Here is a 23,657-nt window from a genome sequence, read left to right on the forward strand (position 1 = left end):
AAGGTCCCCGGTCGGCGCGGCATGCGCCCGACCCGGGAGCACCACAATGGACGACACCCTGCTTCGACAGCACATCCTCGACGAGCTCGACTTCGACCCGAGCGTCGGCTCCGCGCATATCGGCGTCGCCGTCGACGACGGCGTCGTCAGCCTCTCCGGATGCGTCGGGACCTATGCCGAGAGGATCGCGGCCGAGAAGGTCGTCCAGAGGGTGCGCGGCGTGCGCGCCATCACCGAGGCGCTCGAAGTGCGCGGGCCGGACACGGAAAGGACCGGCGACGTCGAGATCGCCGGACGCGTCCTGAACGTCCTCGCCTGGGACTCGCGCATCCAGGCGCACGGCATCCAGGTCAAGGTCGAGAAGGGCGCCGTCACGCTCAACGGGTCGGTCCCGTACTACTTCCAGAGCGTCGCCGCCGCTTCCGATATCCGGAGACTGTCGGGCGTGACCGACGTGCTCAACCTGCTCGCCGTACGTCCCCCGGCAGAGGCGGTCGACGTGAAGGCCAAGATCCTCGCGGCCCTGAAGCGGAACGCCAAGCTGGACGGCGACGCGATCCAGGTCACCGTCGTCGATGACGAGGTCACCCTGGAAGGTTTCGTCAACGCCTGGCACGAGCGTGAGGTCGCCGAACGGGCGGCCTGGTCCGCACCCGGCGTGCGCGCGGTCGTCGACCGCCTGATGCTGGCATGACCGCGCAGGCGATACCGAGCGCCATTGGTACCGGCCTGCCGTCGACGCCGGTGCCCTTCCCGTCGCGCTCGGCCGCCGAGACGGCAAGGGACCTTCACACCGACATCCTCGACGGGTTGAGCGGCGCCGACGTGGCCGAGCGCCTAGCCCGTGACGGCCCCAACACGCTGGCGAAGGCCGCGTCGGCTTCCGCGCTGAAGATCCTCCTGCATCAGTTCCAGAGCCTGATGGTGGTGCTGCTCATCGCCGCCTGCGGCGTCGCCCTGGCGCTCGGGGAACGCATCGAGGCCGGGGCCATCCTCGTCGTGATCCTCCTCAACGCCGCCATCGGCTTCGTCACGGAATGGAAGGCCGCCGCGGCCCTCGACGGGCTTCGCAAGCAAGCCGTCTCGCTCGCCCGCGTCGTCCGGGACGGCAGGGACCATCAGGTCGAGACGGCCGACCTCGTCGCCGGCGACGTCGTGCTCCTCTCGGAGGGGGACCGCGTGCATGCCGACGGGCGGGTGGTCGAGCAGGCGCGCCTCCAGGTCGACGAGGCCGCGCTCACGGGAGAGTCCCTGCCCGTCGCCAAGTCCGCGGATCCCGTCCTCGACGCCGGGGCGGCCCTGGGCGACAGGACGAGCATGGTTCACAGGAGCACGGCGGTCACCGCCGGGCGCGGGCGCTTCATCGTCACCGCCACCGGCCCGCGCACGGAGATCGGTCGGATCGGGGCGCTGATCGCGGGGGTCGCCGCGCACGGCACGCCTCTGGAAGCAAAGCTCGCCCAGCTCAGCCGCGCCCTCCTCGTCATCGTCCTCGCCCTCTGCCTCGTCATCATCCTGGTCGGGTGGCTCAGGGGCAACGCGCTCCTCTACATGGTCGAGGTCGGCATCTCGCTCGCCGTCGCGGCCGTGCCCGAGGGCCTGCTCGCGGTGACGACGATGACGCTCGCCATCGGCATGCAGCGCATGGCCCGCATGAACGCGCTGGTCCGGCGGCTCCCCGCGGTCGAGTCCCTCGGGTCGACCACGGTGATCTGCACCGACAAGACCGGCACGCTCACCCGCAACGAGATGACGGTGCGGGCCTACGATGTCGCCGCTCGGCGGTACGAGGTCACCGGGGCGGGATACGCGGCGGCGGGTGGGTTCAGCCTCAACGGGGAAGCCTTCGAGATCGGGCATGACGAGCCCCTCGAACTCGCCCTGCGCATCGGCGCCCTGTGCAACGACGCAAGGGTGGATCGGTCGGGAGAGACTGCCACGGCCCTCGGCGACCCCACCGAGGCCGCGCTCATCGTGGCGGCGGAGAAGGCCGGGCTGGAACTCGCCGACCTCGCAAGGGCCTACCCGCGGATCGCCGAGATCCCGTTCGACAGCGACACCAAGCTGATGGTGACGGTGCACGCTACACCGGAGGGCACCCACGTCGCCTACGTGAAGGGGGCCCCGGCGGAGGTCCTGAAGGCCAGCGTGTCGGTCCTGGGAGCGGACGGCACGGCGTCCTCGTCACCGACCGAGCGAACGCACATCGAAAACACGAACGAGGCGCTCGCGGCCTCGGCGCTGCGCGTCCTCGGGCTGGCCCATCGCGTGCTGCCCCAAGGGTTCGTCGAGGCGGATCTCACGCGCGACCTGACCTTCGTCGGGCTCGTCGGGATGGGCGACCCGCTGCGGGAGGGCGTCAGGGCCACCATCGCCACCTGCCGCGCCGCCGGCATCCGCACGGTCATGATCACCGGCGACCAGGAGGCGACGGCGGCCGAGATCGCACGCCAGCTCGACCTGGACGTCGCCCCGGACGGAACCGCCCTGAAGACCGTCCACGCCAGGGACCTGGCCGGCCTCGACGATGCCGGCTGGCTCGCCGTCGTGGCCGACGCGGCCGTGTTCGCCCGGGTCTCGCCAGAGCACAAGCTGCGGATCGTCGACGCCCTGCAGCGCCGCGGGAACGTGGTCGCCATGACGGGCGACGGGGTCAACGACGCGCCGGCGCTTCGGAAGGCCGACATCGGCATCGCCATGGGGATCAGGGGCACCGAGGTGGCCAAGGACGCCGCCGACATGGTCATCACCGACGACGACTTCTCGACCATCGTAAGCGCGGTCGAGCAGGGGCGGGTCATCGTCAGCAACATCCTTCGCTTCATCCACTACCTGTTCTCGTGCAACCTCGCCGAGATCGTCACGGTGTTCGCCGCCGTCATGATCGGATGGCCCATGCCGCTCGGCGTGATGCAGATCCTGTGGCTCAACCTCGTCACGGACATCTTCCCGGCGATGGCGCTCGCGCTGGAGCCGTCCGATCCCGACGTGATGGCGCGACCGCCACGCGACCCGGAGGAGCCCCTGATGACGCCGGCCTTCGGTTGGCTGATCGTCTGGCAGGGCCTGCTCCTCGGGGGATGCACGCTCGCCGCCTTCGCCGTCGGGATGGAATGGTACGGCGTCGGCGAGGAGGGCCTTCGGCATGCGGTCACCATCGCCTTCATGACCCTCGCCATGACCCAGGTCGTCCATGCCTTCAGCGCCCGCTCGCGGCGTCGGTCCGCCTTCACCGCGAACCTATTCACGAACGCCTGGCTGTGGGGGGCGACGGCGGCATGCGTCGGCTTACAGCTCGCCGCCGTGTACGTCCCGCTCCTAAGGCAGGTGCTGCATACGGTGCCCTTGACGATGGCCGACTGGGGCGTCGTCGGGCTGGGTGCCCTCACGCCGTTCGTGGTGATCGAGCTCGTGAAATTCGGTCAGGCATGGGTTCGACCTGCAGGATAGGGGCCGAACCGCGACTCCTGCGCAACGGATACTCAGGCCTTCGAACGAGCGTCGCCGAGACATGGTTCTTGACGTTCCCCGCGAACAACCGTCAGTGGCTCAGGAGGCAACAGATGGGAACGTGCTCCAGCAGGTTGCGGGTGACGCTCCCGAAGATCACTTCCCGCATGCGGGCGTGGCCGTAGGCCCCGGCGATGATCAGGTCGGCACCTTCCTGCTGCGCGATCAGGAGCAGCTCGGCGGCCACGCCGAGTTTGGATGGCGACCGGAGGATGGTCGTGGCGGTGACGCCATGCTGGGAAAGATAGCCTTGAGTCTCGCCCGCGCCCTTCCAATCGGCTTCGTCGCCCAGAGCGACGATGAGCACCTCCTCGGCCAATCTCATGAACGGCAGTCCGTCGGAGACGGCGCGACGGGCCTCGCGGGTATCCTTCCAGGCGACGACGATCCGCCTCGCGGCGAGCGTCTCTACGGAAGGCGGGGCGATGAGGACCGGCCGGCCAAGGCGCAGCACCAATTCGCCGGGCTCGATGGACGAGCACCAGTCCTCAACGCCTGCGCTCCGGTATCGACTGACCACGACGAGGTCGGCGGACCTAGCCTGCTGAACCAGGAATGCCATGGGATCGGCCTTCGCGGAATGCCATTCGGCCTCTCCGGTATCGGCCGTAACCTCGTGGAACCGTGCCTCGACCTGCGAGAGCTCGTCGGTCGCACGGGCGGTGGCCAGATCTACGAACTGGCTGTTGATGTAGGCGCCCCTGCCATACAGGTTCTGCGGCAGGGCCTGTCGGGCCGCGACGCCGATCAGCCGGGCCCCGAAGCGCTTGGCCAAGGTGCCGGCGAGCCTCAGGCGCGCGGATGAAGACGCCCCCAGGTCCAACGGTACCATCACACTCGTGAACGTCATGACCGACCCTTCATAGCCCCCCATCGACCAGCGGGTGCGCCGAACGATCAGCCAGGGGCAGAACCTACTCCGAGATGGATCGCCCGGCGAGGGAGCCCGTGGACGGGCTTCCTCCAGGGTATCAAGCTCCGACGAGACATCCCGCCTCGTGGGCGATCTCGCGCTCCTCATCGGCCGGGATGATGAGGATCGGAACGGTCGAGCCGTTCCGGTTGATGCGGGAACGGCCGTCGGCGTTGCGTTCCGGATCGAGGTTTATGCCTAGGAAGGCGAGCCTCGCGCAGACGGACGCCCGGATAGCCGCAGCGTTCTCGCCGATGCCGCCGGTGAAAACGAGGGCATCCAGGCCGCCCAGGGCAACGGCAAGGGAGCCAGTCTCGCGCGCGATCCGGTAGGCGAACAGGTTGAGGGCTTCACGCGCCTCCGGGGCCTCGCTGGCCTCCAGAACACGGACGTCGTCGCTAATGCCCGAGACGCCAAGCAGGCCCGATTGTCGGTTGAGGAGGTCGGCGACCTCGGATGCTGCCATGCCACGCGCCTGGATGAGGTGGAGCACGAGCCCTGGATCGACCGTGCCGGACCGGGTCCCCATCATCAGGCCGCCCAGGGTCGTGAGCCCCATCGTGGTCGCCACGCTGCGTCCCCCGGCTAGGGCGCAGAGGCTGGCGCCGTGGCCGAGGTGGGCGACGACGATCCGTCCCCTCGCCGTATCCGCGATCAACCGGGGCAGTTCCCTAGCCATGTGGGCGTACGATAGGCCGTGGAAACCGAAGCGCAGGAGCCCGTCCTCGGTCAGGCCGCGCGGAATCGGCTCGATTTGCGCGAGGCGGTCCTGGGTCCGGTGGAAGGCGGTGTCGAAGCAGGCAACCTGCGGCAGGTCGGGCCACGCCCCGCCGACGGCGGCGATGCAGGCCAGTCCTTGCGGCTGGTGCCCCGGGGCGAACGGCACCAACGCTTCCAACTCGGCGATCAGGTCGTCGTCGACGCGAGCGGGGCCGACATGCCGGGTGCCACCATGAACGATCCGATGTCCGACCGCCCGCAGGCGGAGGTCCGGCAAGCGCAGCAGGCGCACCAGGAGCCAGCCAACGACCGCACCATGGTCGCCATCGGGCGGTGGATCGTCTTCGAGGTCGAGCCTACCCCTGACCGTCAGTTTCAAGGCACTGCCGATCCCGGCCACGTGAACGCGCCATACGGCAGCGTCCTGGCCGTCCCGGAACAGGGCGCAGCGCAGGCTGGACGAACCGGCGTTGAGGACGAGGATCATGCGCTTCTCCGGGCAAGCACCCGAGTGGCACGTCTGGCATCCGGGCGGCGTGATCCAGATCAAAGAAACGGCGACCGAGGGATGCGACGACATTCATCGAAGACGCCCTGCGTCGTCCTGCAAAGCCCGGGAATCCAGAATGCCTGTCGCGAGCGATCCGAAGCCTGACGTCGTCCAGGATCACGGAGGGAAGCCGTACCGCCTCGATTTCGTGCCCGGCCCTCTGGGACCGACCGGCCTCGCTGCCATCGACGCGTACTGGCGGGCGGCGAACTACCTCTCGGTCGGCCAGATCTACCTGCTCGACAACCCGCTGCTGCGCGAGCCCCTAACCCTCGGGCACGTCAAACCGCGCCTGCTCGGCCACTGGGGCACGACGCCGGGCCTCAACTTCATCTACGCCCACCTCAACCGGACCATCGGCCTGCGCGACCTCGACATGATGGCCGTCTGGGGGCCGGGCCACGGCGCGCCCGGGCTGGTGGCCAACGCCTGGCTCGAAGGGACCTACGGCGAGGTCTACCCGGATGTCGGGTCCGACACGGACGGGATGCGCCGCCTGTTCCGGCAGTTCTCGTTCCCCGGCGGCATCCCGAGCCATGCCTCGCCCGAACTCCCTGGCTCCATCCACGAGGGCGGCGAACTCGGCTACTCGCTCATCCACGCCTTCGGTGCCGCCCTCGACAATCCGGGCCTCATCGTCGCCTGCGTGATCGGGGACGGCGAGGCCGAGACCGGGCCGCTCGCCGCGTCCTGGCACGCTTCGAAATTCCTCGACCCCGTCGGCGACGGCACCGTCCTGCCGATCCTCCACCTCAATGGCTACAAGATCGCCAACCCGACGATCCTCGCGCGGATGCCGCCGGCGGAGTTGCGTAGCCTCCTCGTCGGCTACGGCTACGAGCCGCTCTTCGTCGAGGGCGACGAGCCCGGCCCGATGCACCAGGCCATGGCCACGGCCCTCGACTACGCCCTCGACCGGATCGCCGAGATCCGCGAGGCCGCCCCGCACCGTGACGTCGGGCGGCCGGCTTGGCCGATGATCGTGCTGCGCAGCCCGAAGGGATGGACCGGACCGAAGATGGTCGATGGTAAGCCGGTGGAGGGGACTTGGCGGTCGCATCAGGTTCCGGTTGCGGCCCTGCGCGAGAACCCGGAGCACCTCGCGATACTGGACCGCTGGATGCGGTCATACCGCCCGGAGGAGCTTTTCGATGATGCCGGCCGTCTCGTGCCGGCGCTAGCGGCGCTGCATCCCCACGGCGACCGCAGGCTGAGCGCCAACCCGCATGCCAATGGCGGACGCGATCCAAAGCCGCTGCGCCTGCCGGACCTTGCCGACTACGCCATCGCGATGCCGTCCCACGGCACAGCTGTCGCCGAGGGCACCCGCGTGCTCGGCCGCTACCTTCGCGACGTGCTCGACCTCAACGCCGAGGCCTGCAACTTCCGCCTGATGGGTCCGGACGAGACCCTGTCGAACCGGCTCGACGCCGTGTTCGACGTCACCGACCGCGTCTGGCGCGACGCCATCCTGCCCACCGACGAACACCAGGCGCGCCAAGGTCGGGTGATGGAGGTGCTCTCGGAGCACCTCTGCGAGGGCTGGCTCGAAGGCTATCTGCTCACCGGCCGCCACGGCGTCTTCGCCTGCTACGAGGCCTTCATCCACATCGTCGATTCGATGGTGAACCAACACGCGAAGTGGCTGAAGGCGTCCCGCGCCCTGGCTTGGCGGAAGCCCGTGCCCTCGCTCAACATCCTGCTGACCTCGCACGTCTGGCGCCAGGACCAGAACGGGTTCAGCCACCAGGACCCGGGCTTCATTGACTTCGTCGCCAATAAGAAGGGGGACACGGCGCGGGTGTACCTGCCGCCGGACGCCAACTGCCTGCTCTGGGTGATGGACCACTGCCTGCGCACGCACGACCGCATCAACGTCGTCGTCGCCGGGAAGCAGCCCGCCCTGCAGTGGCTCGGCGTGGACGAGGCGGCCCGGCACTGCGCGGCCGGCATCGGCGTCTGGGAATGGGCCTCGAACGACGGCGAGGCCGAGCCCGACGTGGTCATGGCCTGCGCCGGGGACGTGCCGACCATGGAGACCCTGGCCGCCGTCGAATGGCTTCGCCTCCGCATCCCGGAGATCCGGATCAGGGTCGTGAACGTCGTCGACCTGATGACGCTGCCGTCGCCCGACATGCATCCGCACGGGCTCGACGACGCCACCTTCGACAGCCTGTTCACACGCGACCGGCCGGTGGTGTTCGCCTACCACGGCTATCCGTGGCTGATCCATCGCCTGACCTACCGGCGCACCAACCACGGACACATCCACGTCCACGGCTTCGTCGAGGAGGGGACGACCACGACCCCCTTCGACATGGCGGTGCTCAATGGTCTCGACCGCTACCACCTCGCGCTCGCTGCCCTGAAGTGGTCGTCCGGGCTCGACCCGGCGGTGCAGCATGCCGAGGAGGAACTCCGCGACCTGCTGGCGCTGCACCGCGAGCAGGTCTGCCGCACCGGAGAGGACCTGCCGCAGGTGCGCGACTGGGCCTGGACGGACCATCCACCCATGGCAGGCCCGGAAAGGACGACCATTGCCCGGGTCGACTTGAGGCTGACGAACGAGGTCGTGGAATACGAGAACGGCCCCGAGATCCAAAGGTCATAGGCCTTGCGACACGGTTCGGTGGCGCATGCGTCTCGGCCTGTCGTGCCGATGGCCCTCACCGTATCCCACGACCCACCGAATCTGGAGCCTTCCCGTGTCCCTGCGCCTTGCTTTATCGATGCTTCTCCTCACCGGCCTCGTGGCGACCGAGGCGGCCGCCACGGAAGGGCAGGTCCAACGCGGCAAGACATTCGTCGGCGCAAATTGTGCCGGTTGCCATGCTGTCGGACGGGTCGGGGCGAGCCCTCTCGGCGAAGCGCCCGCGTTCCGGGACCTTCATACGAAGTATCCCGTCGAGGACCTCGGCGAAGCATTGGCGGAGGGCATAACCACCGGGCATCCGACCATGCTGGAGTTCCAGCTTGAACCGGACCAGATTACGGACGTCTTGGCCTACCTGAAGTCGCTTGAGCGATGACTGCCCTGGGCCGCCAGGGCCCTTTCACCGCGTATCCGCGCCGGGCTTTCGGCAACGAAACGGCAGGTCGCTTCGGGTGGTGTTGCCGGCCTTCCTGGGCCCGGAAGGCGACCGGTTAGATCCAACGTCGCACCGAACGTCTGTAGCTCAGATATGCGGCCCCGAACTTCCCTTCGAGATACCGCTCCTCGCGAAGGATCACGCCGAACCGCACCACGATGACGAGCGGGACGACGAGGGCCAAGGTGATGACGCCGTCCATGGCGATGGCGACCATCACGTAAGCGAGCATCATCGCCAGGTACATCGGGTTGCGGGTCCAGGCATACACGCCATCGGTGACGATGGCCGTCGTGGGCTGCCAAGGCCTTCCAGGGGTGCCGGCTCGACGGAAGCGACGGGAGGCACCCACGAGCAGAGCGGCGGCGGTCGCCCCGAGAAGGACGGCCAAGCCGTACCGCAGCGGTCCCGGTATGCCCGTCCCGACACCAAGGAACAGGAAGTCCAGCCCGAGTCCCGCTGCCAGCGTTCCGGCATACAGCAGGGGAGGTGGCGCGATCACGCCCGCTATATTGTCGGAGGCGCTCATGCTCGGTCCCCCGATGCGTGCCGACGAAGGGCGCGGACGATCATCGATAGCCGACGCCCATCACGTAGTCACGGAGGAGCTCCTCCTCGCTGCCTACCTCTTCGAGGAGGGCTTGGACCGTCTGTCGCGCATCCAGCACGCCGATGGGCCTGAGATCCTCGTCCAGGACGGGGATGTGCTTGAGGCCAAGTTTCCTCATCTGCGCCCAGACGTCCCTAAGCGATACGTCTGGCTGACACGAGGTGACGTCCCGCGTCATCACGGCCGGTGCGGCGACCGTGCAGCGGGCCCCTTGGCAACGGCCGATCTGGCCGACGACGTCGGTCTTCGTGATGACGCCGACCATCACACCGTCCAAGCCGCAGACGACGACGAGGTTGGTATTGGTGCCGTGCAGGTGCCGGGCGGCCTAGGTGAGCGGGGCGTCATCCCTGATCGTGACGAGGCGCTCTCGGGTTGCCGCCAATAACTGCTCCACGAGCATCGCTGTCCCCATTTCCACGGTGGCGTTGGATCGAGGGCAATACGCTCCGATGTCCGAACCACGCCGAGACTATCCGAGCGATCCGGCATGTCTTTGATCCAGGCCAAAGCAGCCGCATCGGTTGGCGTGCTTATGAAGACCGCGATGGAGCGATCCTCCGCTCACGGCCTCGGACAGGCAAGCCGACCCTGTGAAGCCTTCCGACATGAACGTGGCGCGCCCCGGAGACCCGAAGATGGAAGAGACGTCCCACGATGTGCCGGCCGACCTGCCGGAGTTGACCAACACCGAACTCGTGCAGCTTCGCGTTCGTGTCATCGCGCTGGAGAACCTGGTCATCTCCTTGCTCGCCGGGGCGTCCGATGAGCAACTCGACCGTGCCCGCGAGATGGCGGCCTATATTTCCCCGAGGCCCGGCCATACGCAACACCCTCTGACGACCCATGCCGCCGACCACATGGTCGATCTGGTCTCGCGGGCCGTGCACTTTCGGACGCCTCCCTCGGAGCCCTACAAACGGACCGCGGTGTTCGACGAGAAAACCCTTCCGGCCGCACTCCGCAGGGAACACCGAACCAAGCCCGGCGTGTGGGGCCTCATTCGCGTGCTCGAAGGCCGCCTGCGCTATCGGGTGTTCGAGCCGGCCTCCGAGACCGTCCTCACACCTGGACTTGCCGGCCTCCTGCTGCCGGACCAGCCTCACCTCGTCGAGCCCTTGGGACCCGTTCGGATGCAGATTGAATTCTACGACCGCCCTCCCGGCGACAACTCAGCAATTTCCCGGTGAGCGACGCCTCCGGGGACGGGGACATCCTTGAAGCCCCCTCGAATCGACGGGTCCGAGCACATCGGAGGCGAAGGACGGGCCCTCGGTCCCTGAGACGCCAATTCCGGATGGCGACGTGGGGCTCCTGACATTGGAAAGGTGCCCATGATGGACCATCCCGTCCTGTCCGCCCTCAGGGACTCCCGCCAGATGAGCGACCGCGATCTGAGGTCCCTTCTACGTCTCGGCAGGGCCTTCAAGGCCGGTGCACTTCCGAGCGGCATCGGCATGAGAGAGCCAGGGGAGTGTTTCGCGGTCGCCCGCGAGCTGGCCCATGCCGGCTGGGGCGTCTACGTCCGGGGCTTCGCCCTCCGCCCCGACAGCACGGAGCCGCTGGCCCATGCCTGGGTTTCCGAGGGCGATACCGCCCTCGACGCCTCATGGACCGAAGCCACCTCGTGCTCGTATTGGGGGATTTCCGGGATGGCGTACGAGGACGAGCTCAAGAGGATGTCAAAGCCGTTCCTGCAACGTGGACTGGCAACCGAATTCGCCCTTTCTTCCTGACCGTCGAGGGCGTTCCGGGACTTTGCGGTCCCACCCCCACCCGGCGCCGGGTCCAGACGGACAACGCGCGGGCAAGCCTGCGTCCAGGGCTCATATCTGGATAGCGGGTCCGCGAAATCGCTTGGCGTCCCAGCGGTCTTCCGAGGGGGGATGACCGCCGCAGGACCCTACATCCCGTCACGACGGCATCACGCCATCTGACGGAGACGAGACCTGAGACATACCCCGACCACGGCTGCTTTCCTGGCCTGCACGATGCTGGTCGCGACCCCGGCGTTCGCGATCACGGTGACCAACCAGGACAAGGGCGAACACACCCTTACGGTGGACAAGGGCGAGGCCCAGGCGACCCAGAAACTGGCGGCGGGGGCCTCGGCCGTGATCGAGTGCAAGGAAGGCTGCGAGCTTCGCGTCGCGGGTTCCGGATACGGCCGCTCGGTGGAGAAGGGCGACAAGCTCGTGATCGCCGGGGGAATGATCCGCTTCTCCGACGAGGACATCGTCACCGGGTCCACCAAATCCGCGAAATGACGAGACGAGGCATCAGCCTACCCTGAGCGGGTCGAGGCACCACCGCCTCGACCCGTTGGCGATACCGGAGAATCGACCATGCCAAGCCACGCCTGCATCGACCCTCAGGACCAGTACGCCCAGGCCGAGGTCCTGGTCACGTTCGAGACGATGGCCGACGGGGTCCGGCTGGTCTCGGCGCACGACGCCTCCGGTGACGACATCCTCCTGGGACTTGAGGACCGCCAGCGCCAGGCGCTCGAAAGCGAGATCCTCGACGATTACCGGCATCCCCGCGGGTCCGGGCTGACAACGGGCTCGTAACGTCGCATCGGCGTCCGCTGGGGATCGTGGGGCCGGTTTTGGTCGAGATGACGAGGCACTGCGCCTCCCCATAAGGATGCGACCCGTCAGTCCGGAACGGACTTTGCCGGGCAGATGCCGACCGCCACGGCGATAGCCTCGATCCTCGTCGACTGCGCGGCCAGCATGCCTTCGAGCCCTTCCATCCGGATGCGGTCGAGCTTGTCGTGCAAGGCCATGATCTCGACCTCGGCCTTCAGGTTGATCTCGTAGTCGAGACCGGCCGCCAGCCGGTCCCGGGCCGCCTGGCGGTTCTGGGACATCAGGATCACGGGCGCCTGGAGCGCGGCGACCATCGACAGGATCAGGTTGAGGAAGATGTAGGGGTAGGGGTCGAACCCGCCGGCTCTACCGAGGATGACGGTGTTCACCACGACCCAGGCGCCGAGCATCCCCGTGAACACGAGGATGAAGCCCCACGAGCCGCCGAGTTGGGCCACGCGATCCGCGAGACGCTCGCCGAACGTCTGGTGCTCGACGAGAACACGGTTCACGTCCCGGGACACGTGGCACCGCTTGGCGATGTGGAGGATCACCCGCCGCTCGCGCTCGGACAATCCCTCCAATCCGGCCTCCATCAACTGGCGGGCAAGGTGGGTGACCGCGCCGTCGACGGGCGATTTCCCGGAGGCGACGGGCATTGCCGGGACGGATGGGGGGATCGTGACGGTCGCGGGGGCGCGGTCGCTCATCAGTGGCTCAGGAAGCTGCAGACGGGGGAGTACCGCAGGACATCCCGGGTGACGCCGCCGAGAATCATTTCCCGCACTCGGCCGTGCCCGTAGGCCCCCATGACGATCAGGTCCGACGCATGCTCGGACGCGAGGTCGAGCAGGGTCTCCGCGTCGCTCGTCCCCTCGGACAGGTGCTCGGATGCGGTTGCGTGGATGTTGTGGGTCGAGAGGTATGCGGCCACGTCCGCGGCTCCGGTGGCCTGGTCCGTGGGCGTGACCGCGACGACGTCGACCCGGCCCGCCAGACGCAGGATCGGCAAGGCGTCCATGACCGCGCGACGGGCCTCCCGCGTGTCCTTCCACGCCACCATTGGGCGTCGGAGTTCGAGATGGTCGATCCCGGGCGGCACGACGAGCACCGGCCGTCCCGCGGCGAGGACGACGGAGGCGGGGTCGAGCGGGCGGATGCACTCGGTCGCCCCGTCCTCGTCTCCCCGTCCGACGACGATGAGGTTGGCCGCCCGGGCCTGGCCTACCAGGAAGGCCAAGCCGGGCTCGACGGCGGAGCGCCACGAGACCCTGCTCCGGCTTCCGACCGCAACCCGGAACAGGTCGTGCGCCCGGGCGAGCCCGTCGAGGACGGCCTCTTCGGTCAAGCCCGGTAGGAACGCCGAGGCGCCCATCGGTCCGACCTGAGCCGTGACATGGTGGGGCATCTGCGCGGCGATGCCTATCGTCCTGGCATCGAAGGCGTCCGCGAGATGGGCCGCGATGGATGCCCGGGCGTCGGCGTCGCCGGCAAGGTCGATGGACACCATGATGCTGGCGAATGTCATGGATGGCGCGCCTCGATTTGATGCGGGGCGTTCGGAATGCCCGCTCCGGACGGTGGCGTCTTTGACCCAGCGCAAATCCCGGCGTCGCCGACCCGCTTCGCCGCGAAACCGGTCCCGCCCGGCGCAGATCACGGTCTCATCGAGCGACGCATGGAAACGGGAGGCACCATCCGCGTGCGCCACCTCGGTGTCACGGCTTCTCGCTCCGTGAGGCGACGGGTTTGCGCTGGATCAACGATGGGCCGCCGGCACTCGGGCACGATCCCACTATCGTCGTCGGAGGCCCCCATGTCCTATGCCAGCATCATTGTCGCCGTGGACCCCGGAAAAAGGGCGGCCTCGCGGATCACAATGGCCGCCCATCTTGCCAGACGGTTTGATGCACGCCTCATCGGAGTTGCGGCTTGGGGACCGGACTATCCGAGGGGATATGGCGAAACCTCCGTGCCGGCCGGGTATGGTGTTGAGGATATCCGGCAGAAGGCCCTGGCGGAGCTGGTCCACGCGGAAAGGGCCTTCCGGGACGTGGCCAAACCAGCCGAGCGAATAGAGTGGCGTTCCCAGCTTCGGGAGCCGGTCGGTTTCCTGGTCGAGCAATCGCGGGCGGCCGACCTCGTCGTCGTCGGGCGCCGGGGCGAGAACGACCGACCGCATCTTGTGGGCGCCGTCGGCCCGGGCGATGCCCTGATGGCGACGGGTCGGCCTGTGCTCGTCGTGCCCCCCGGCGTGGAGGAAATGTCGGCGGCCCGCGTGGTCGTGGCGTGGAAGAACACCTCCCAGGGCCGTCGGGCGATCTCGGATGCGATGCCGCTCCTGAGACGGGCCGACATGGTCAAGGTCGTCCAGGTCTCCGATGATGTTGATCGTACGGAACTGGACGACGTCGTGGCCTATCTCGGCCTTCATGGCATCGACGCAACTGGGGCGATCAAGGTCGAGAACGTCGCAGGGACGGCCAATGCAATCCTCAAGGCCGCCCAGACGTTCGAGGCGGATCTGATCGTCAGTGGTGCCTTTGGCTATAGCCGCTTGCGGGAGTGGTTCTTCGGAGGCGTCACGCGGGAGTTGCTGGATCACAGCCCCGTCTGTTGCCTTATGTCACATTGAGCGTGAGGGTATCCGGCGCCCGCCGACGTGATTGATCCAGCGCAAGGACGACGGCGCCTCGGCATCTACGATGACCTCTACGCCTGCACGGTCGACGCCGCGCGTTCGGCCAAAGGCGAAATGGAACCCAAGATGACCTGTCCCCGCGCCGTCGAGGCCCTGATGAAGCAACAAGACCGTCTCACCGGTCTGCTCCGCCTGATCGATGACGGGCGCTGGTGGACCGGGGACGGCGCCTGCCTGATCGACCAGGACGAGGTCTGCCTACAATCCGAAAGGATCAGTGCCGCCCTTGACGTCGTCGAACGTCTCGCGAACGAGATGGCCGCCGAGAACGGCACCGGCACCGGGTCGCAACTCGCTCCGAAGGCCAGGCATGACGTTCCGGTCCTTCGCGCTTCCGAGGACCTCGTGATCCCGGATGACCTCGGCCCGTTCTCCCCCGGTCCGGTCGATCCCCATCCCGAGGCGATCCATGCATCCGGGGGGTACGAGCGGCGGGCCTGGAGTCTGTCCGGCGGCACCTCGAAGCTGGCCTAACGGTTTGGGCGCCCCCGACGGGAGCGCCCAACTCGCCTTCGGACGTCAGGCATCCTGCAGGTCGTGCAGCGCCCGGTAAGCCTTGAACAGGACGCGGGGATCGAACTTGCCCTGGTAGACGGCGGGCGGCTCGCGTTCGAGGCCGAGGAGGCCGTAGACGGCGGCCTGGGCGGAGCGGATCGAGTATTCGACCGTGAACACCACGTCGTCGGGCAACTCGCAGAACTGGCCCATGAGGCCGAGGTTCGTCGTGCCCTTCGGGATCACCTGCGGCCGGTCGCCGGGCTCGCGCGGCAGGAACTGGCTGGTGATGAACGGCATCATGCAGGGGATGCAGATCGCCTTGTCGAGGATGCCGGCCGCCTCCGCCCCGATGCGCAGGTGGCCGAGGATCTCGGTCATGATCTCCCGCCCGGTGCAGGCCGACATCGGCTTCCTCACGAAGTTGCCGGGTTCGTCGACGGCGAGGCCATAGCCCCAGAACACCCCGACGTCCTTCGGCTGTCCGATGAAGTGCGGCTGGAACGGGATGACGATGGAAGCCAGCCAGTTCGACCGTGGGAAGGTGACGAGGCCGCCCTCGCCGGGGACGTTGCCGGTGAAGTCGCGGACCATGCGCAGGAACGTCGGGTCGTGCAGGGTGGTGGTGAAGGACACCCACTTGGATTGGTCGATGTGGTCGGTGAAGACCTTGGGTCGTCCGAACGCGGGGCGGTCCCTCGCGAGGTTCTCCCACAGTGTCCAGGCGCCGCCATCCGTCTTGCCCTTGAGGGCGGGGACGCTGTCCATGCCGCCCAGCGTCGTGCCCTCGGTCATCGAGCCCAGGGTCACCAGCACGAGGTCGCCGTCGCGGACCCGGAGCTCGCCCGACTTTCCGTGTTGGTCGGTGAGGATGCGCGCGACGCTCTTCTCGCCCTCCTGTCCGACGAGCCCCAGGTCGGTCACCCGGGTGTCGAACGCGAAGACGACACCGCGCTCGTCGAGCCACTTGCGCAGCGGCAGCACCATGGAATCGTACTGGTTGTAGACCGTCCGCATGATGCCGTGCAGGCGGTTGAAGCCCGAGACCATGTGGGCAAACCGGACGAGGTAGCGCCTGAACTCGACCGCCGCGTGCCAAGGCTGGAAAGCGAAAGTCGTGCACCACATGAACCAGAAGTTCGTCTTGAAGAACGACGGGTCGAACTGCTCGGAGATGGTGGATTTTCCGAGCACGGATTCCGGCAGGATGGCGAGGCGCTCGATGGTGAGGATGTGTCCCTCGCTCAAGCCGAACCGAGGCGCCGTCAGCCGTTCCCCGTCGCTGACGAGGCGCGCCTTCGACGAGGTCTTCATCGTCTCGTTCCAGGCGAAGGTTTCCTGGGTCACCGTCTGGGTACCATCGAGCGTCGGGATCGAGGCGAAGAGGTCGAAGGTGCAGAGGTATTTGCTCTCCAGCATACGGCCGCCGCGCAGGACATAGCCCTCCGCCGGGTCGCCCGATCCGTCCAGGCTTCCGCCGAGGACGCCGGTCTCCTCGATCACGGTGATGTCGCATCCCGGCATGTCGCCGTCGCGGATCAGGAAGGCCGCCGCGGCAAGTGAAGCGATGCCGCCCCCGACGAGGTAGGCTTTCCGGTCGGGATGGACGGTGGGGTCGGCATGGGCCATGCGGTGTCTTGCCTTTGAGGGTGTCCCCGCCGCGCCGGCATCGCTGTGCCACCGGATCGGGGACGAAAGGCTCCGATATCGAAGCGCACGCCGAGACTATTCGCGCGGCCTCTTGCGTCTTTGATCCAAAACAAAGCCGCCGCCTGCGATGACGCGCATAGACGTTCGGCGATGCGTTCGTGCCTGGGGCGCGACATCGGACGAAGGTCACCTCCGATGCGTCTTTCCGTTCTGTTCCTTTCCGTCGCGTTCGCCGTGGGGATGACCGGCGCGGGCTCCGCCCAGGCCACCCTCCCGAACGACGACGTGAACATCGCGAACAATCCCGGCACGGTGAAGGACGTCCCGTCGGCCCGGGTCGAGGCCCTGGACTGCACCTGCCGCAATACGGTGCCGGATGCGGCCGCTCCGGCGGATCCGAAGACCGGGGCCGAGCCCGGCGGCCTGATCGTCGACTGCAGCTGCCGCCAGACCGTTCCGGAGACGACCGGGACCGTGGCCATCCCATCCGTGCCTGAGGCAACGGCGCCCGGGTCGGCCGGCGGCGGTTCGGCTCCGCCGCGCTGACCATCGAAGAGGCGGAGGCGAACCGCCCCCCACCTCCCGAAAGGTCGCTCATGAAAAGGCCAGCGCCAAGGACGGCCATCGACGAGTTCCAACGCGAGACCTGGGACGACGATGGCGGAGCAGGCCTGACGGGACCCCGCACGACGAGCGAGGCCCCGCAGGCTCCGGCATCCCCGAACGCCCGCCGCGTCCCGCCGGATGGGACGCCTCGACGGCCCGGCCCGGGCTTTTCGTCGACCACCCTTCGAAGCTGACCCGCCACGACCATCGACGTCGCCGGCAATGCACGCAGGCGAACACAATCCTCACCAGACACATCACGGAGATCACCATGTCCAAGGCCATCGGCATCGACCTCGGCACCACCAATTCCTGCGTCGCCGTCCTCGATGGGGCCAAGGCGCAGGTCATCGAGAATGCGGAAGGCGGACGGACCACGCCGTCCATCGTCGCCTTCACGGAGAGCGGCGAGGTCTTGGTGGGCCAGCCGGCCAAGCGCCAGGGCATCACCAACCCCGAGAACACCATCTCGGCGATCAAGCGCCTGATCGGCCGCCGCTACGACGACCCGCTGACCGAGAAGGACAAGGCCATGGTCGGCTACAAGATCGTGCCCGGCCCCAACGGCGACGCCTGGGTCGAGGTGAGGGGCAAGACCTACAGCCCGAGCCAGATCAGCGCCTACATCCTCACCAAGATGAAGGAGACGGGGGAGGCCTTCCTCGGCGAGAAGGTGACCAAGGCCGTCATCACCGTGCCGGCCTACTTCAACGACGCACAGCGCCAGGCCACCAAGGACGCCGGCCGCATCGCGGGGCTGGAGGTGCTCAGGATGATCAACGAGCCCACCGCCGCGGCGCTGGCCTACGGGCTCGATAAGAAGGGCAATGGCAAGGTCGGCGTCTACGACCTCGGCGGCGGCACCTTCGACGTCTCGTTCCTTGAGATCGGCGACGGCGTGTTCGAGGTGAAGTCCACCAACGGCGACACCTTCCTCGGCGGCGAGGACTTCGACAACCGCATCGTCGACTACCTCGTGGACGAGTTCCGCAAGGAGAGCGGCATCGACCTGCACAAGGACCGTCTTGCGCTTCAGCGTCTCAAGGACGCCGCCGAGAAGGCCAAGATCGAGCTGTCCTCGGCCTCCCAGACGGAGATCAACCTGCCCTTCGTCACGGCCGACCAGAACGGGCCGAAGCACCTCGCGATCAAGCTCAGCCGAGCCAAGCTCGAAGCCCTCGTCTCCGACCTGGTCGAGCGGACGACGGCGCCGTGCAAGGCGGCGTTCAAGGACGCGAACCTCGACGTGTCGCAGATCGACGAGGTCGTCCTCGTCGGCGGCCAGACCCGAATGCCGAAGGTGCAGGAGACCGTGCAGGCACTGTTCGGCCGCGAGCCGCACAAGGGCGTGAACCCGGATGAGGTCGTGGCCATCGGCGCCGCGATCCAGGCGGGCGTGCTCCAAGGCGACGTCAACGACGTACTGCTCCTCGACGTCACCCCGCTGTCGCTCGGCATCGAGACCCTCGGTGGCGTGCTGACCCGGCTGATCGAGCGCAACACCACGATTCCGACGAAGCGCAGCCAGACCTTCTCCACCGCGGCCGACGCACAGCCGGCGGTGACGATCCGGGTGTTCCAGGGCGAGCGCGAGATGGCGGCCGACAACAAGATGCTCGGCCAGTTCGACCTCGTCGGCATCCCGCCGGCGCCACGGGGCCAGCCGCAGATCGAGGTCACCTTCGACATCGACGCCAACGGCATCGTCAACGTCTCGGCCAGGGACAAGGCCAGCGGGAAGGAGCAGACGATCCGGATAGAGGCCTCGGGCGGGCTCGACGAGGCGGCGATCCAGCGCCTCGTGCGCGAGGCCGAAACACATGCCGGGGCCGACAAGGTACGCAAGGAACTGGTCGAGGCCGGCAACCACGCCGACGTCGCCATCTACACGACCGAGAAGAGCTTGACTGAGGCCGGGGGCAACATTCCCGCCGACGTGAAGGCCGAAGTCGAAACGAGCCTTACAGCGGCAAGGGAGGCGATCCAGGCCGGTGACCTCGCGCGTATCAGGACGGCGACCGAACGCCTGACCCTGGCGGCCTCGCGCCTGGGCGAGACCGGACCGGCTGCCAAGGGCCCGTCCACCGATCCGGAGATCGTCGATGCGGAGTTCCAGGACGCCCCGGGCGACGACACCCGCCACAGGCCGGCGGCATGAGCGGTCCATTGTCAGAGGAGGACTGTTTAATGACCGAAAGCATGAACGACACCATGCCCCCTGACGGGGAGGTCGCGGCTTTCGCCGCCCTCCAGGCCGAGAACGGCGCCCTTCAGGACCGCCTGATGCGGGCGCTCGCCGAAACCGAGAACGTTCGGCGACGCGGCGAGCGCGGCATCGAGGACGCCCGGAAGTTCGCCGTCCAGGATCTGGCGCGCGAGCTCCTGCCCGTCGCCGATAACCTGCACAGGGCCGTCGCGGCGGCCACGGGCGCAGGTGCCGGGCCTGCAGCCCATGCGTCCTTGATCGAAGGCGTCGGGGCGACCGAACGGATGCTGACCTCCGCCCTCGAACGCTTCGGCGTCCGCCGGATACCCGCCCTCGGCACACGCTTCGACCCCAAGGCGCACGAGGCGATGCAGGAGGTCGAGGATGCGACCCAGGCGCCGGGGACCGTGGTCGACGTCATGGAGGAAGGCTTCACCCTCCACGACCGCCTTTTGCGACCGGCGCGCGTGGTTGTCGCCAGGGTACGATCTCGTGTCGGCCCCGCGACCATCCCGACGTGGAGGAATCCGCATTGAGCGAAGATCCGTACAAGGTTCTCGGCGTGACGCGAGACGTCTCCGAGGCGGACCTGCGCACGGCCTACCGGAAGCTCGCCAAGAAGCTGCATCCCGACCTGAACCCCGGCAACAAAAAGGCCGAGGAAGGCTTCAAGGCGGTGGCGACCGCCTACGACCTGCTGAACGACTCCGCCAAGCGGGCGCAGTTCGACCGTGGCGAGATCGACGCGTCCGGAAGCGAGAGGCCGCGGCAGCCGTACTATCGCGAGCAGGCAGAACGGGACGCGGGCCATCCCTATGGTGGCGAACAGGGGTTTGGGGATTTCGGCGGCGAGGACATCTTCGCGCATATGTTCGGTCGCGCCGGGCGTGCCGACCCCAACCGGGCCGGTGCGGATGCTCGCTACCGGCTGGAGCTCGACTTCCTGGAGGCGTTCAACGGCGGCAAGCGCACGCTCACCCTCCCGGACAGCCAAGCCCTTGACGTCACGATCCCGCCCGGAACGCGGACGGGGCAAACGCTGCGCCTGCGCGGCAAGGGCGGCTCCAGCATCGGAAAAGGGCTGCCAGGCGACGCCCTCATCGAGGTCGAGGTCCGTCCTCACTCCCTTTTCAAGCTCAAGGGGGACGACATCCACATCGACCTGCCCTTGTCGCTTCGCGATGCCGTCCGCGGCGGCAGGGTCAGCGTGCCGACCCCGTCCGGCCCGGTTTCCATGACCGTTCCGAAGTGGAGCAACGCCGGCGCCGTGCTCCGCCTGAAGGGCAAGGGCATGGTCCGTGGCGGTACCTCCGGGGACGAGTACGTCACCCTGCGTCTGACCCTGCCGGCAGAGCCGGATGCGGAGTTGCAGGACTTCGTATCCCGCTGGGGGACCACGAAGCCTCATGAGACCCGGCAAGCCAAGGAGACGCTATGATGGAGATGCGTGAGTTTCAGGTCCGCGCCAGCGTGGAGACCGATGTCCTGCACGCGTGGATCGACACCGGCTGGGTCATCCCGGACGAGACCGAGGGGCGCATGACCTTTCGCGAGATCGATCTCGGCCGAGCGCAACTCATCCAGGATCTCGAAAGGGACTTCGGCGTGAACGAGGAAGGCATCGTCCTCATCCTCGACCTGGTCGACCGGATGAGCGGCATGCGCCGGACCCTCGGCCACCTCGCTGTCGCGATCCGCCAAGAGCCGGACCACGTCCAGGACCGGATCGCCTATGGGGTCCGCGAGGCCGCTCGGACCGTCACCGAACTTGCCTCTTGAGATGGACACGGTGTCCGACGGCTCTGCCGCCACCGACTGGCGATGAGCGGTCTTGGATCGTCGCTGCATGCTGCGCCGCTCCGCGGAACGGCGTCACCAAGGCGGTACCCGGGGCGACGGGATTGCCTTGGCCCTGAAAAAGTGTGTGTCGGGATTCCACGGCCGTTCGGATGATGTCGAGCCCGGCGGCCACCACGATGGCGAAACCGAGGACGAGCGGCATCGAGACCGGGGGTCTGCCATCGGCGAGGCGAGGACCAAATCCGGTGGCACTAGGGCCCGTTGCAGGAACCAGGGTGAGACCGCAACCCATGCGCCCAGCACGCCCGATCCCCACCGCGTCCAAGGCTGCGGCTCAAGCCTGTCGAGGAAGGCCAAGCCCATGACGGCGAGGCCGCATCCGGTCGCGCTCAGCATGGCCGGGTAGTTGCCCGTCTCGATGAAGAGGAAGGGCGTTAGGACGACGAGCCTCCCCAGCACCGCCGAGATGCCGTCGAGCATGCCCCCGACGTCGTTCCCGCTCACCGGGGACCTTCGAGTTCTCCCGCCCATGCCACCCGCTCCTCGTAGGCCGGTCACGGTCGCGGGCGAGGTCCGCCCGTCGACGTGCCAGCAGGGAACGAGCTTACGGCGGCAACGCGGGCGGCATTCTTGATCCAGCGCAAGGCTCCGTCCCAAGCCTCGATCTAGGGTCTCCTCGGTCGCTCGCAGGACGCGTCCCCTTCATCGGGGGCTCCCGGTGTTGCGGATGGACACCGATGACCTCGCGTTCCGTGCGGGCATCACGAAACCGCGGCTTGCCGCCGATGCTGGAGAGATCTTGAAATGGTGGATGCGGCAATCGCCACGGGCGATCCAAAAGGCCTCTCGCCGGCCTCGCCGGCAAGTGGAGTATCCGATCCTTCGCCGCCGGCCGAGCTCAAGCTCCTATTCCTCCTCTCCTGGCTGCTGTGCGCGGTCTTCTACTTCTTCCAGTATGCGGTGCGTTCGGCACCGGGGGTGATGCAGGCGGAACTGACTTCTGCCTGGGGCGCCAACCACATCGGCACGATGATCTCGGCCTACTACGTCGCCTACGCGGTGATGGCCCTGGTCGCGGGCGTCCTGCTGGACCGGTACGGCGCGCACCGGACCATCCCGTACGGCATCGCCGTGGTCGGCCTCGGATGCCTCGTGTTCGCACAGGGGAGCGAGGCGGCCGGCCTGGTCGGCTTCGTCCTGCAGGCAACCGGTGCGATCTTCGCCTTCGTTGGGTCGTCGTACGTGGCGGCCCGGTACCTGCCCACCCGCATGCTGGCGCTGTTCATCGGCCTCACGCAATGCCTCGGCATGGCCGGCGCGGCCTTCGGTTCAAAGCCCGTCCACATGGCCATTGACCCGGCCGGCGGGTTCAACGTCCCCTGGCAGCACGTGTGGGTCGCCTTCGCCGCCATGGGGTTCGCGCTTGCCCTCGCGACCTGGTTCGTGATGCCGCGCGAGACCGGCGATAGCCCGAGCCACCATGCCGAGTTCTCGGTCTCCGGCCTGCTCCACCCGTTCAAGGTCATTATAGGCAACCCGCAGAGTTGGCTCGCCGGCATCGTCGGCGGCCTGCTGTTCCTGCCCACCACCATCGGCGCCCTGGTCTGGGCCACGTCGTTCCTCCATGCTGGCGAGAACCTGTCCATGGCGGAGGCCGCGTCGGACGCGGCCATGGTGCCCATGGGCTGGGTCATCGGCTGCCCGCTCCTCGGATACGTCTCGGACAGGCTCGGTCGTCGCAAGCCCGTGCTCCTGGGCGGCGCGCTGCTGATGCTCGTGGCGGGCCTAACGGCCATCTACGTCCCGGTGGGCACGCTGCCGCGTTATTCGGTGGCCCTGGTGCTCGGCATCGCCTCAGGCGCGGCCATGATCCCATTCTCGATGATGAAGGAGACCAACCCGGCCCAGGTGAAAGGCACGGCGGCCGGCGTGATGAACTTCCTCGTCTTCGTCACGACGGGGATCATGTCGCCCTTCATCTCGCACCTGATGCTTCCGCGGCAGGGCGTGCCGTTGACCCTTTCCGACTTCCAGACCGCCTTCCTGCCTCTGGTGGGCGGCGTGGTCCTGGCCCTGGTCCTCGCCCTGTTCCTCAAGGAGACCGGCACGGCCGAGCAAGGTCCCCTCGCGAAGGGCGGGACGAAGCCCTTCGTCCCGACCCTTGCGCCGGCCTGAGCGGCCCCGACGCAGATGCCTTCTCCCGGAACGCCCTCACG

The 23,657-nt window shown here is 67.8% G+C and carries 23 protein-coding genes; 16 read left to right on the forward strand and 7 right to left on the reverse strand.

Annotation, left to right across the window (positions count from 1 at the left end; all coding sequences use genetic code 11):
* Positions 1–46: 46 nt before the first annotated feature.
* Together IPV08_RS18215 and IPV08_RS18220 are read left to right on the forward strand one after the other, a co-directional pair.
* On the forward strand, positions 47–694 hold the full coding sequence (locus tag IPV08_RS18215) for a BON domain-containing protein (RefSeq protein ID WP_207412917.1): 648 nt from the start codon (positions 47–49) through the stop codon (positions 692–694).
* Positions 691–3,450 (forward strand): HAD-IC family P-type ATPase, encoded by a 2,760-nt coding sequence (locus tag IPV08_RS18220; RefSeq protein WP_207412918.1) that lies wholly within the window; start codon positions 691–693, stop codon positions 3,448–3,450. Before IPV08_RS18215 ends, IPV08_RS18220 begins: the two co-directional genes overlap by 4 nt.
* Before the next feature lie 91 nt (positions 3,451–3,541).
* On the opposite strand, the gene IPV08_RS18225 is transcribed toward IPV08_RS18220, so the two are convergent.
* Positions 3,542–4,360: a universal stress protein gene (locus tag IPV08_RS18225; protein WP_207412919.1), complete on the reverse strand. Its 819-nt coding sequence runs from the start codon at positions 4,358–4,360 to the stop codon at positions 3,542–3,544.
* Positions 4,361–4,481: 121 nt separating this feature from the next.
* The gene (locus tag IPV08_RS18230; protein ID WP_207412920.1) at positions 4,482–5,630 is read right to left on the reverse strand and encodes an acetate/propionate family kinase; all 1,149 of its coding nucleotides are present in this window, start codon (positions 5,628–5,630) and stop codon (positions 4,482–4,484) included.
* Positions 5,631–5,769: 139 nt separating this feature from the next.
* On the opposite strand from IPV08_RS18230, the gene IPV08_RS18235 reads away from it, so the two are divergent.
* Complete coding sequence (locus IPV08_RS18235; RefSeq protein WP_207412921.1) at positions 5,770–8,304, forward strand: phosphoketolase family protein; 2,535 nt, start codon at positions 5,770–5,772, stop codon at positions 8,302–8,304.
* Between the two features lie 118 nt (positions 8,305–8,422).
* Positions 8,423–8,722: a cytochrome c gene (locus IPV08_RS18240; RefSeq protein ID WP_207412962.1), complete on the forward strand. Its 300-nt coding sequence runs from the start codon at positions 8,423–8,425 to the stop codon at positions 8,720–8,722.
* A 115-nt stretch (positions 8,723–8,837) separates the two neighbouring features.
* On the opposite strand, the gene IPV08_RS18245 is transcribed toward IPV08_RS18240, so the two are convergent.
* Together IPV08_RS18245 and IPV08_RS18250 are read right to left on the reverse strand one after the other, a co-directional pair.
* Positions 8,838–9,311 (reverse strand): isoprenylcysteine carboxylmethyltransferase family protein, encoded by a 474-nt coding sequence (locus IPV08_RS18245; protein WP_207412922.1) that lies wholly within the window; start codon positions 9,309–9,311, stop codon positions 8,838–8,840.
* A gap of 40 nt (positions 9,312–9,351) precedes the next feature.
* Positions 9,352–9,657 (reverse strand): CBS domain-containing protein, encoded by a 306-nt coding sequence (locus IPV08_RS18250; RefSeq protein WP_246748023.1) that lies wholly within the window; start codon positions 9,655–9,657, stop codon positions 9,352–9,354.
* Positions 9,658–10,030: 373 nt separating this feature from the next.
* Here IPV08_RS18250 and IPV08_RS24735 point away from each other — a divergent pair, with 373 nt between their 5' ends.
* The 4 genes from IPV08_RS24735 (at position 10,031) to IPV08_RS18270 (ending at position 11,962) form a co-directional block, all read left to right on the forward strand.
* Positions 10,031–10,582 carry a DUF1971 domain-containing protein gene (locus IPV08_RS24735; protein ID WP_246748024.1) on the forward strand — a complete coding sequence of 184 codons (552 nt, stop codon included), beginning with the start codon at positions 10,031–10,033 and terminating at the stop codon, positions 10,580–10,582.
* A gap of 144 nt (positions 10,583–10,726) precedes the next feature.
* Complete coding sequence (locus IPV08_RS18260; RefSeq protein WP_207412923.1) at positions 10,727–11,128, forward strand: hypothetical protein; 402 nt, start codon at positions 10,727–10,729, stop codon at positions 11,126–11,128.
* Between the two features lie 255 nt (positions 11,129–11,383).
* Complete coding sequence (locus tag IPV08_RS18265; protein ID WP_207412924.1) at positions 11,384–11,659, forward strand: hypothetical protein; 276 nt, start codon at positions 11,384–11,386, stop codon at positions 11,657–11,659.
* 78 nt (positions 11,660–11,737) lie between these two features.
* Positions 11,738–11,962, forward strand: coding sequence for a hypothetical protein (locus tag IPV08_RS18270; protein WP_207412925.1), 225 nt, complete (start codon positions 11,738–11,740; stop codon positions 11,960–11,962).
* Between the two features lie 86 nt (positions 11,963–12,048).
* Here the strand turns inward: IPV08_RS18270 and IPV08_RS18275 are convergent, their stop codons facing one another.
* Both IPV08_RS18275 and IPV08_RS18280 read right to left on the reverse strand, forming a co-directional pair.
* Positions 12,049–12,693: a DUF1003 domain-containing protein gene (locus tag IPV08_RS18275; protein WP_348646155.1), complete on the reverse strand. Its 645-nt coding sequence runs from the start codon at positions 12,691–12,693 to the stop codon at positions 12,049–12,051.
* Complete coding sequence (locus IPV08_RS18280) at positions 12,693–13,511, reverse strand: universal stress protein (protein ID WP_207412926.1); 819 nt, start codon at positions 13,509–13,511, stop codon at positions 12,693–12,695. Before IPV08_RS18280 ends, IPV08_RS18275 begins: the two co-directional genes overlap by 1 nt.
* A gap of 288 nt (positions 13,512–13,799) precedes the next feature.
* On the opposite strand from IPV08_RS18280, the gene IPV08_RS18285 reads away from it, so the two are divergent.
* On the forward strand, positions 13,800–14,618 hold the full coding sequence (locus IPV08_RS18285; protein WP_207412927.1) for a universal stress protein: 819 nt from the start codon (positions 13,800–13,802) through the stop codon (positions 14,616–14,618).
* 27 nt (positions 14,619–14,645) lie between these two features.
* Positions 14,646–15,158: a hypothetical protein gene (locus tag IPV08_RS18290; RefSeq protein WP_207412928.1), complete on the forward strand. Its 513-nt coding sequence runs from the start codon at positions 14,646–14,648 to the stop codon at positions 15,156–15,158.
* 45 nt (positions 15,159–15,203) lie between these two features.
* Here IPV08_RS18290 and IPV08_RS18295 read toward each other — a convergent pair whose 3' ends face one another.
* On the reverse strand, positions 15,204–16,808 hold the full coding sequence (locus tag IPV08_RS18295; protein ID WP_207412929.1) for an oleate hydratase: 1,605 nt from the start codon (positions 16,806–16,808) through the stop codon (positions 15,204–15,206).
* A 216-nt stretch (positions 16,809–17,024) separates the two neighbouring features.
* Between IPV08_RS18295 and IPV08_RS18300 the strand changes: the two genes are divergently transcribed.
* From IPV08_RS18300 to IPV08_RS18325, 6 genes are all read left to right on the forward strand, one after another.
* Positions 17,025–17,375 carry a hypothetical protein gene (locus tag IPV08_RS18300; RefSeq protein WP_207412930.1) on the forward strand — a complete coding sequence of 117 codons (351 nt, stop codon included), beginning with the start codon at positions 17,025–17,027 and terminating at the stop codon, positions 17,373–17,375.
* Positions 17,376–17,706: 331 nt separating this feature from the next.
* A complete protein-coding gene (dnaK, locus tag IPV08_RS18305; protein ID WP_207412931.1) occupies positions 17,707–19,593 on the forward strand; it encodes a molecular chaperone DnaK in 1,887 nt (628 codons plus the stop codon).
* A 29-nt stretch (positions 19,594–19,622) separates the two neighbouring features.
* A complete protein-coding gene (locus IPV08_RS18310) occupies positions 19,623–20,177 on the forward strand; it encodes a nucleotide exchange factor GrpE (protein ID WP_246748025.1) in 555 nt (184 codons plus the stop codon).
* The gene (locus IPV08_RS18315) at positions 20,174–21,079 is read left to right on the forward strand and encodes a J domain-containing protein (RefSeq protein ID WP_207412933.1); all 906 of its coding nucleotides are present in this window, start codon (positions 20,174–20,176) and stop codon (positions 21,077–21,079) included. Before IPV08_RS18310 ends, IPV08_RS18315 begins: the two co-directional genes overlap by 4 nt.
* Positions 21,080–21,084: 5 nt before the next feature.
* Complete coding sequence (locus tag IPV08_RS18320) at positions 21,085–21,420, forward strand: chaperone modulator CbpM (protein WP_207412934.1); 336 nt, start codon at positions 21,085–21,087, stop codon at positions 21,418–21,420.
* Between the two features lie 825 nt (positions 21,421–22,245).
* Positions 22,246–23,616, forward strand: coding sequence for an MFS transporter (locus IPV08_RS18325; RefSeq protein ID WP_207412935.1), 1,371 nt, complete (start codon positions 22,246–22,248; stop codon positions 23,614–23,616).
* Positions 23,617–23,657 lie beyond the last annotated feature (41 nt).

It is taken from the genome of Methylobacterium sp. SD274 (assembly GCF_017355285.1).
In the GTDB taxonomy this organism is placed as follows: Bacteria; Pseudomonadota; Alphaproteobacteria; order Rhizobiales; family Beijerinckiaceae; genus Methylobacterium.

What these genes read in the sequence shown, in the direction of transcription:
- IPV08_RS18215 (WP_207412917.1), top strand. Translation starts at nt 47, where the DNA reads ATGGACGACACCCTGCTTCGACAGCACATCCTCGACGAGCTCGACTTC.
- IPV08_RS18220 (WP_207412918.1), top strand. Translation starts at nt 691, where the DNA reads ATGACCGCGCAGGCGATACCGAGCGCCATTGGTACCGGCCTGCCGTCG.
- IPV08_RS18225 (WP_207412919.1), bottom strand. Translation starts at nt 4,360, where the DNA reads ATGACGTTCACGAGTGTGATGGTACCGTTGGACCTGGGGGCGTCTTCA.
- IPV08_RS18230 (WP_207412920.1), bottom strand. Translation starts at nt 5,630, where the DNA reads ATGATCCTCGTCCTCAACGCCGGTTCGTCCAGCCTGCGCTGCGCCCTG.
- IPV08_RS18235 (WP_207412921.1), top strand. Translation starts at nt 5,770, where the DNA reads ATGCCTGTCGCGAGCGATCCGAAGCCTGACGTCGTCCAGGATCACGGA.
- IPV08_RS18240 (WP_207412962.1), top strand. Translation starts at nt 8,423, where the DNA reads ATGCTTCTCCTCACCGGCCTCGTGGCGACCGAGGCGGCCGCCACGGAA.
- IPV08_RS18245 (WP_207412922.1), bottom strand. Translation starts at nt 9,311, where the DNA reads ATGAGCGCCTCCGACAATATAGCGGGCGTGATCGCGCCACCTCCCCTG.
- IPV08_RS18250 (WP_246748023.1), bottom strand. Translation starts at nt 9,657, where the DNA reads ATGGTCGGCGTCATCACGAAGACCGACGTCGTCGGCCAGATCGGCCGT.
- IPV08_RS24735 (WP_246748024.1), top strand. Translation starts at nt 10,031, where the DNA reads ATGGAAGAGACGTCCCACGATGTGCCGGCCGACCTGCCGGAGTTGACC.
- IPV08_RS18260 (WP_207412923.1), top strand. Translation starts at nt 10,727, where the DNA reads ATGATGGACCATCCCGTCCTGTCCGCCCTCAGGGACTCCCGCCAGATG.
- IPV08_RS18265 (WP_207412924.1), top strand. Translation starts at nt 11,384, where the DNA reads ATGCTGGTCGCGACCCCGGCGTTCGCGATCACGGTGACCAACCAGGAC.
- IPV08_RS18270 (WP_207412925.1), top strand. Translation starts at nt 11,738, where the DNA reads ATGCCAAGCCACGCCTGCATCGACCCTCAGGACCAGTACGCCCAGGCC.
- IPV08_RS18275 (WP_348646155.1), bottom strand. Translation starts at nt 12,693, where the DNA reads ATGAGCGACCGCGCCCCCGCGACCGTCACGATCCCCCCATCCGTCCCG.
- IPV08_RS18280 (WP_207412926.1), bottom strand. Translation starts at nt 13,511, where the DNA reads ATGACATTCGCCAGCATCATGGTGTCCATCGACCTTGCCGGCGACGCC.
- IPV08_RS18285 (WP_207412927.1), top strand. Translation starts at nt 13,800, where the DNA reads ATGTCCTATGCCAGCATCATTGTCGCCGTGGACCCCGGAAAAAGGGCG.
- IPV08_RS18295 (WP_207412929.1), bottom strand. Translation starts at nt 16,808, where the DNA reads ATGGCCCATGCCGACCCCACCGTCCATCCCGACCGGAAAGCCTACCTC.
- IPV08_RS18300 (WP_207412930.1), top strand. Translation starts at nt 17,025, where the DNA reads ATGCGTCTTTCCGTTCTGTTCCTTTCCGTCGCGTTCGCCGTGGGGATG.
- dnaK (WP_207412931.1), top strand. Translation starts at nt 17,707, where the DNA reads ATGTCCAAGGCCATCGGCATCGACCTCGGCACCACCAATTCCTGCGTC.
- IPV08_RS18310 (WP_246748025.1), top strand. Translation starts at nt 19,623, where the DNA reads ATGACCGAAAGCATGAACGACACCATGCCCCCTGACGGGGAGGTCGCG.
- IPV08_RS18320 (WP_207412934.1), top strand. Translation starts at nt 21,085, where the DNA reads ATGCGTGAGTTTCAGGTCCGCGCCAGCGTGGAGACCGATGTCCTGCAC.
- IPV08_RS18325 (WP_207412935.1), top strand. Translation starts at nt 22,246, where the DNA reads ATGGTGGATGCGGCAATCGCCACGGGCGATCCAAAAGGCCTCTCGCCG.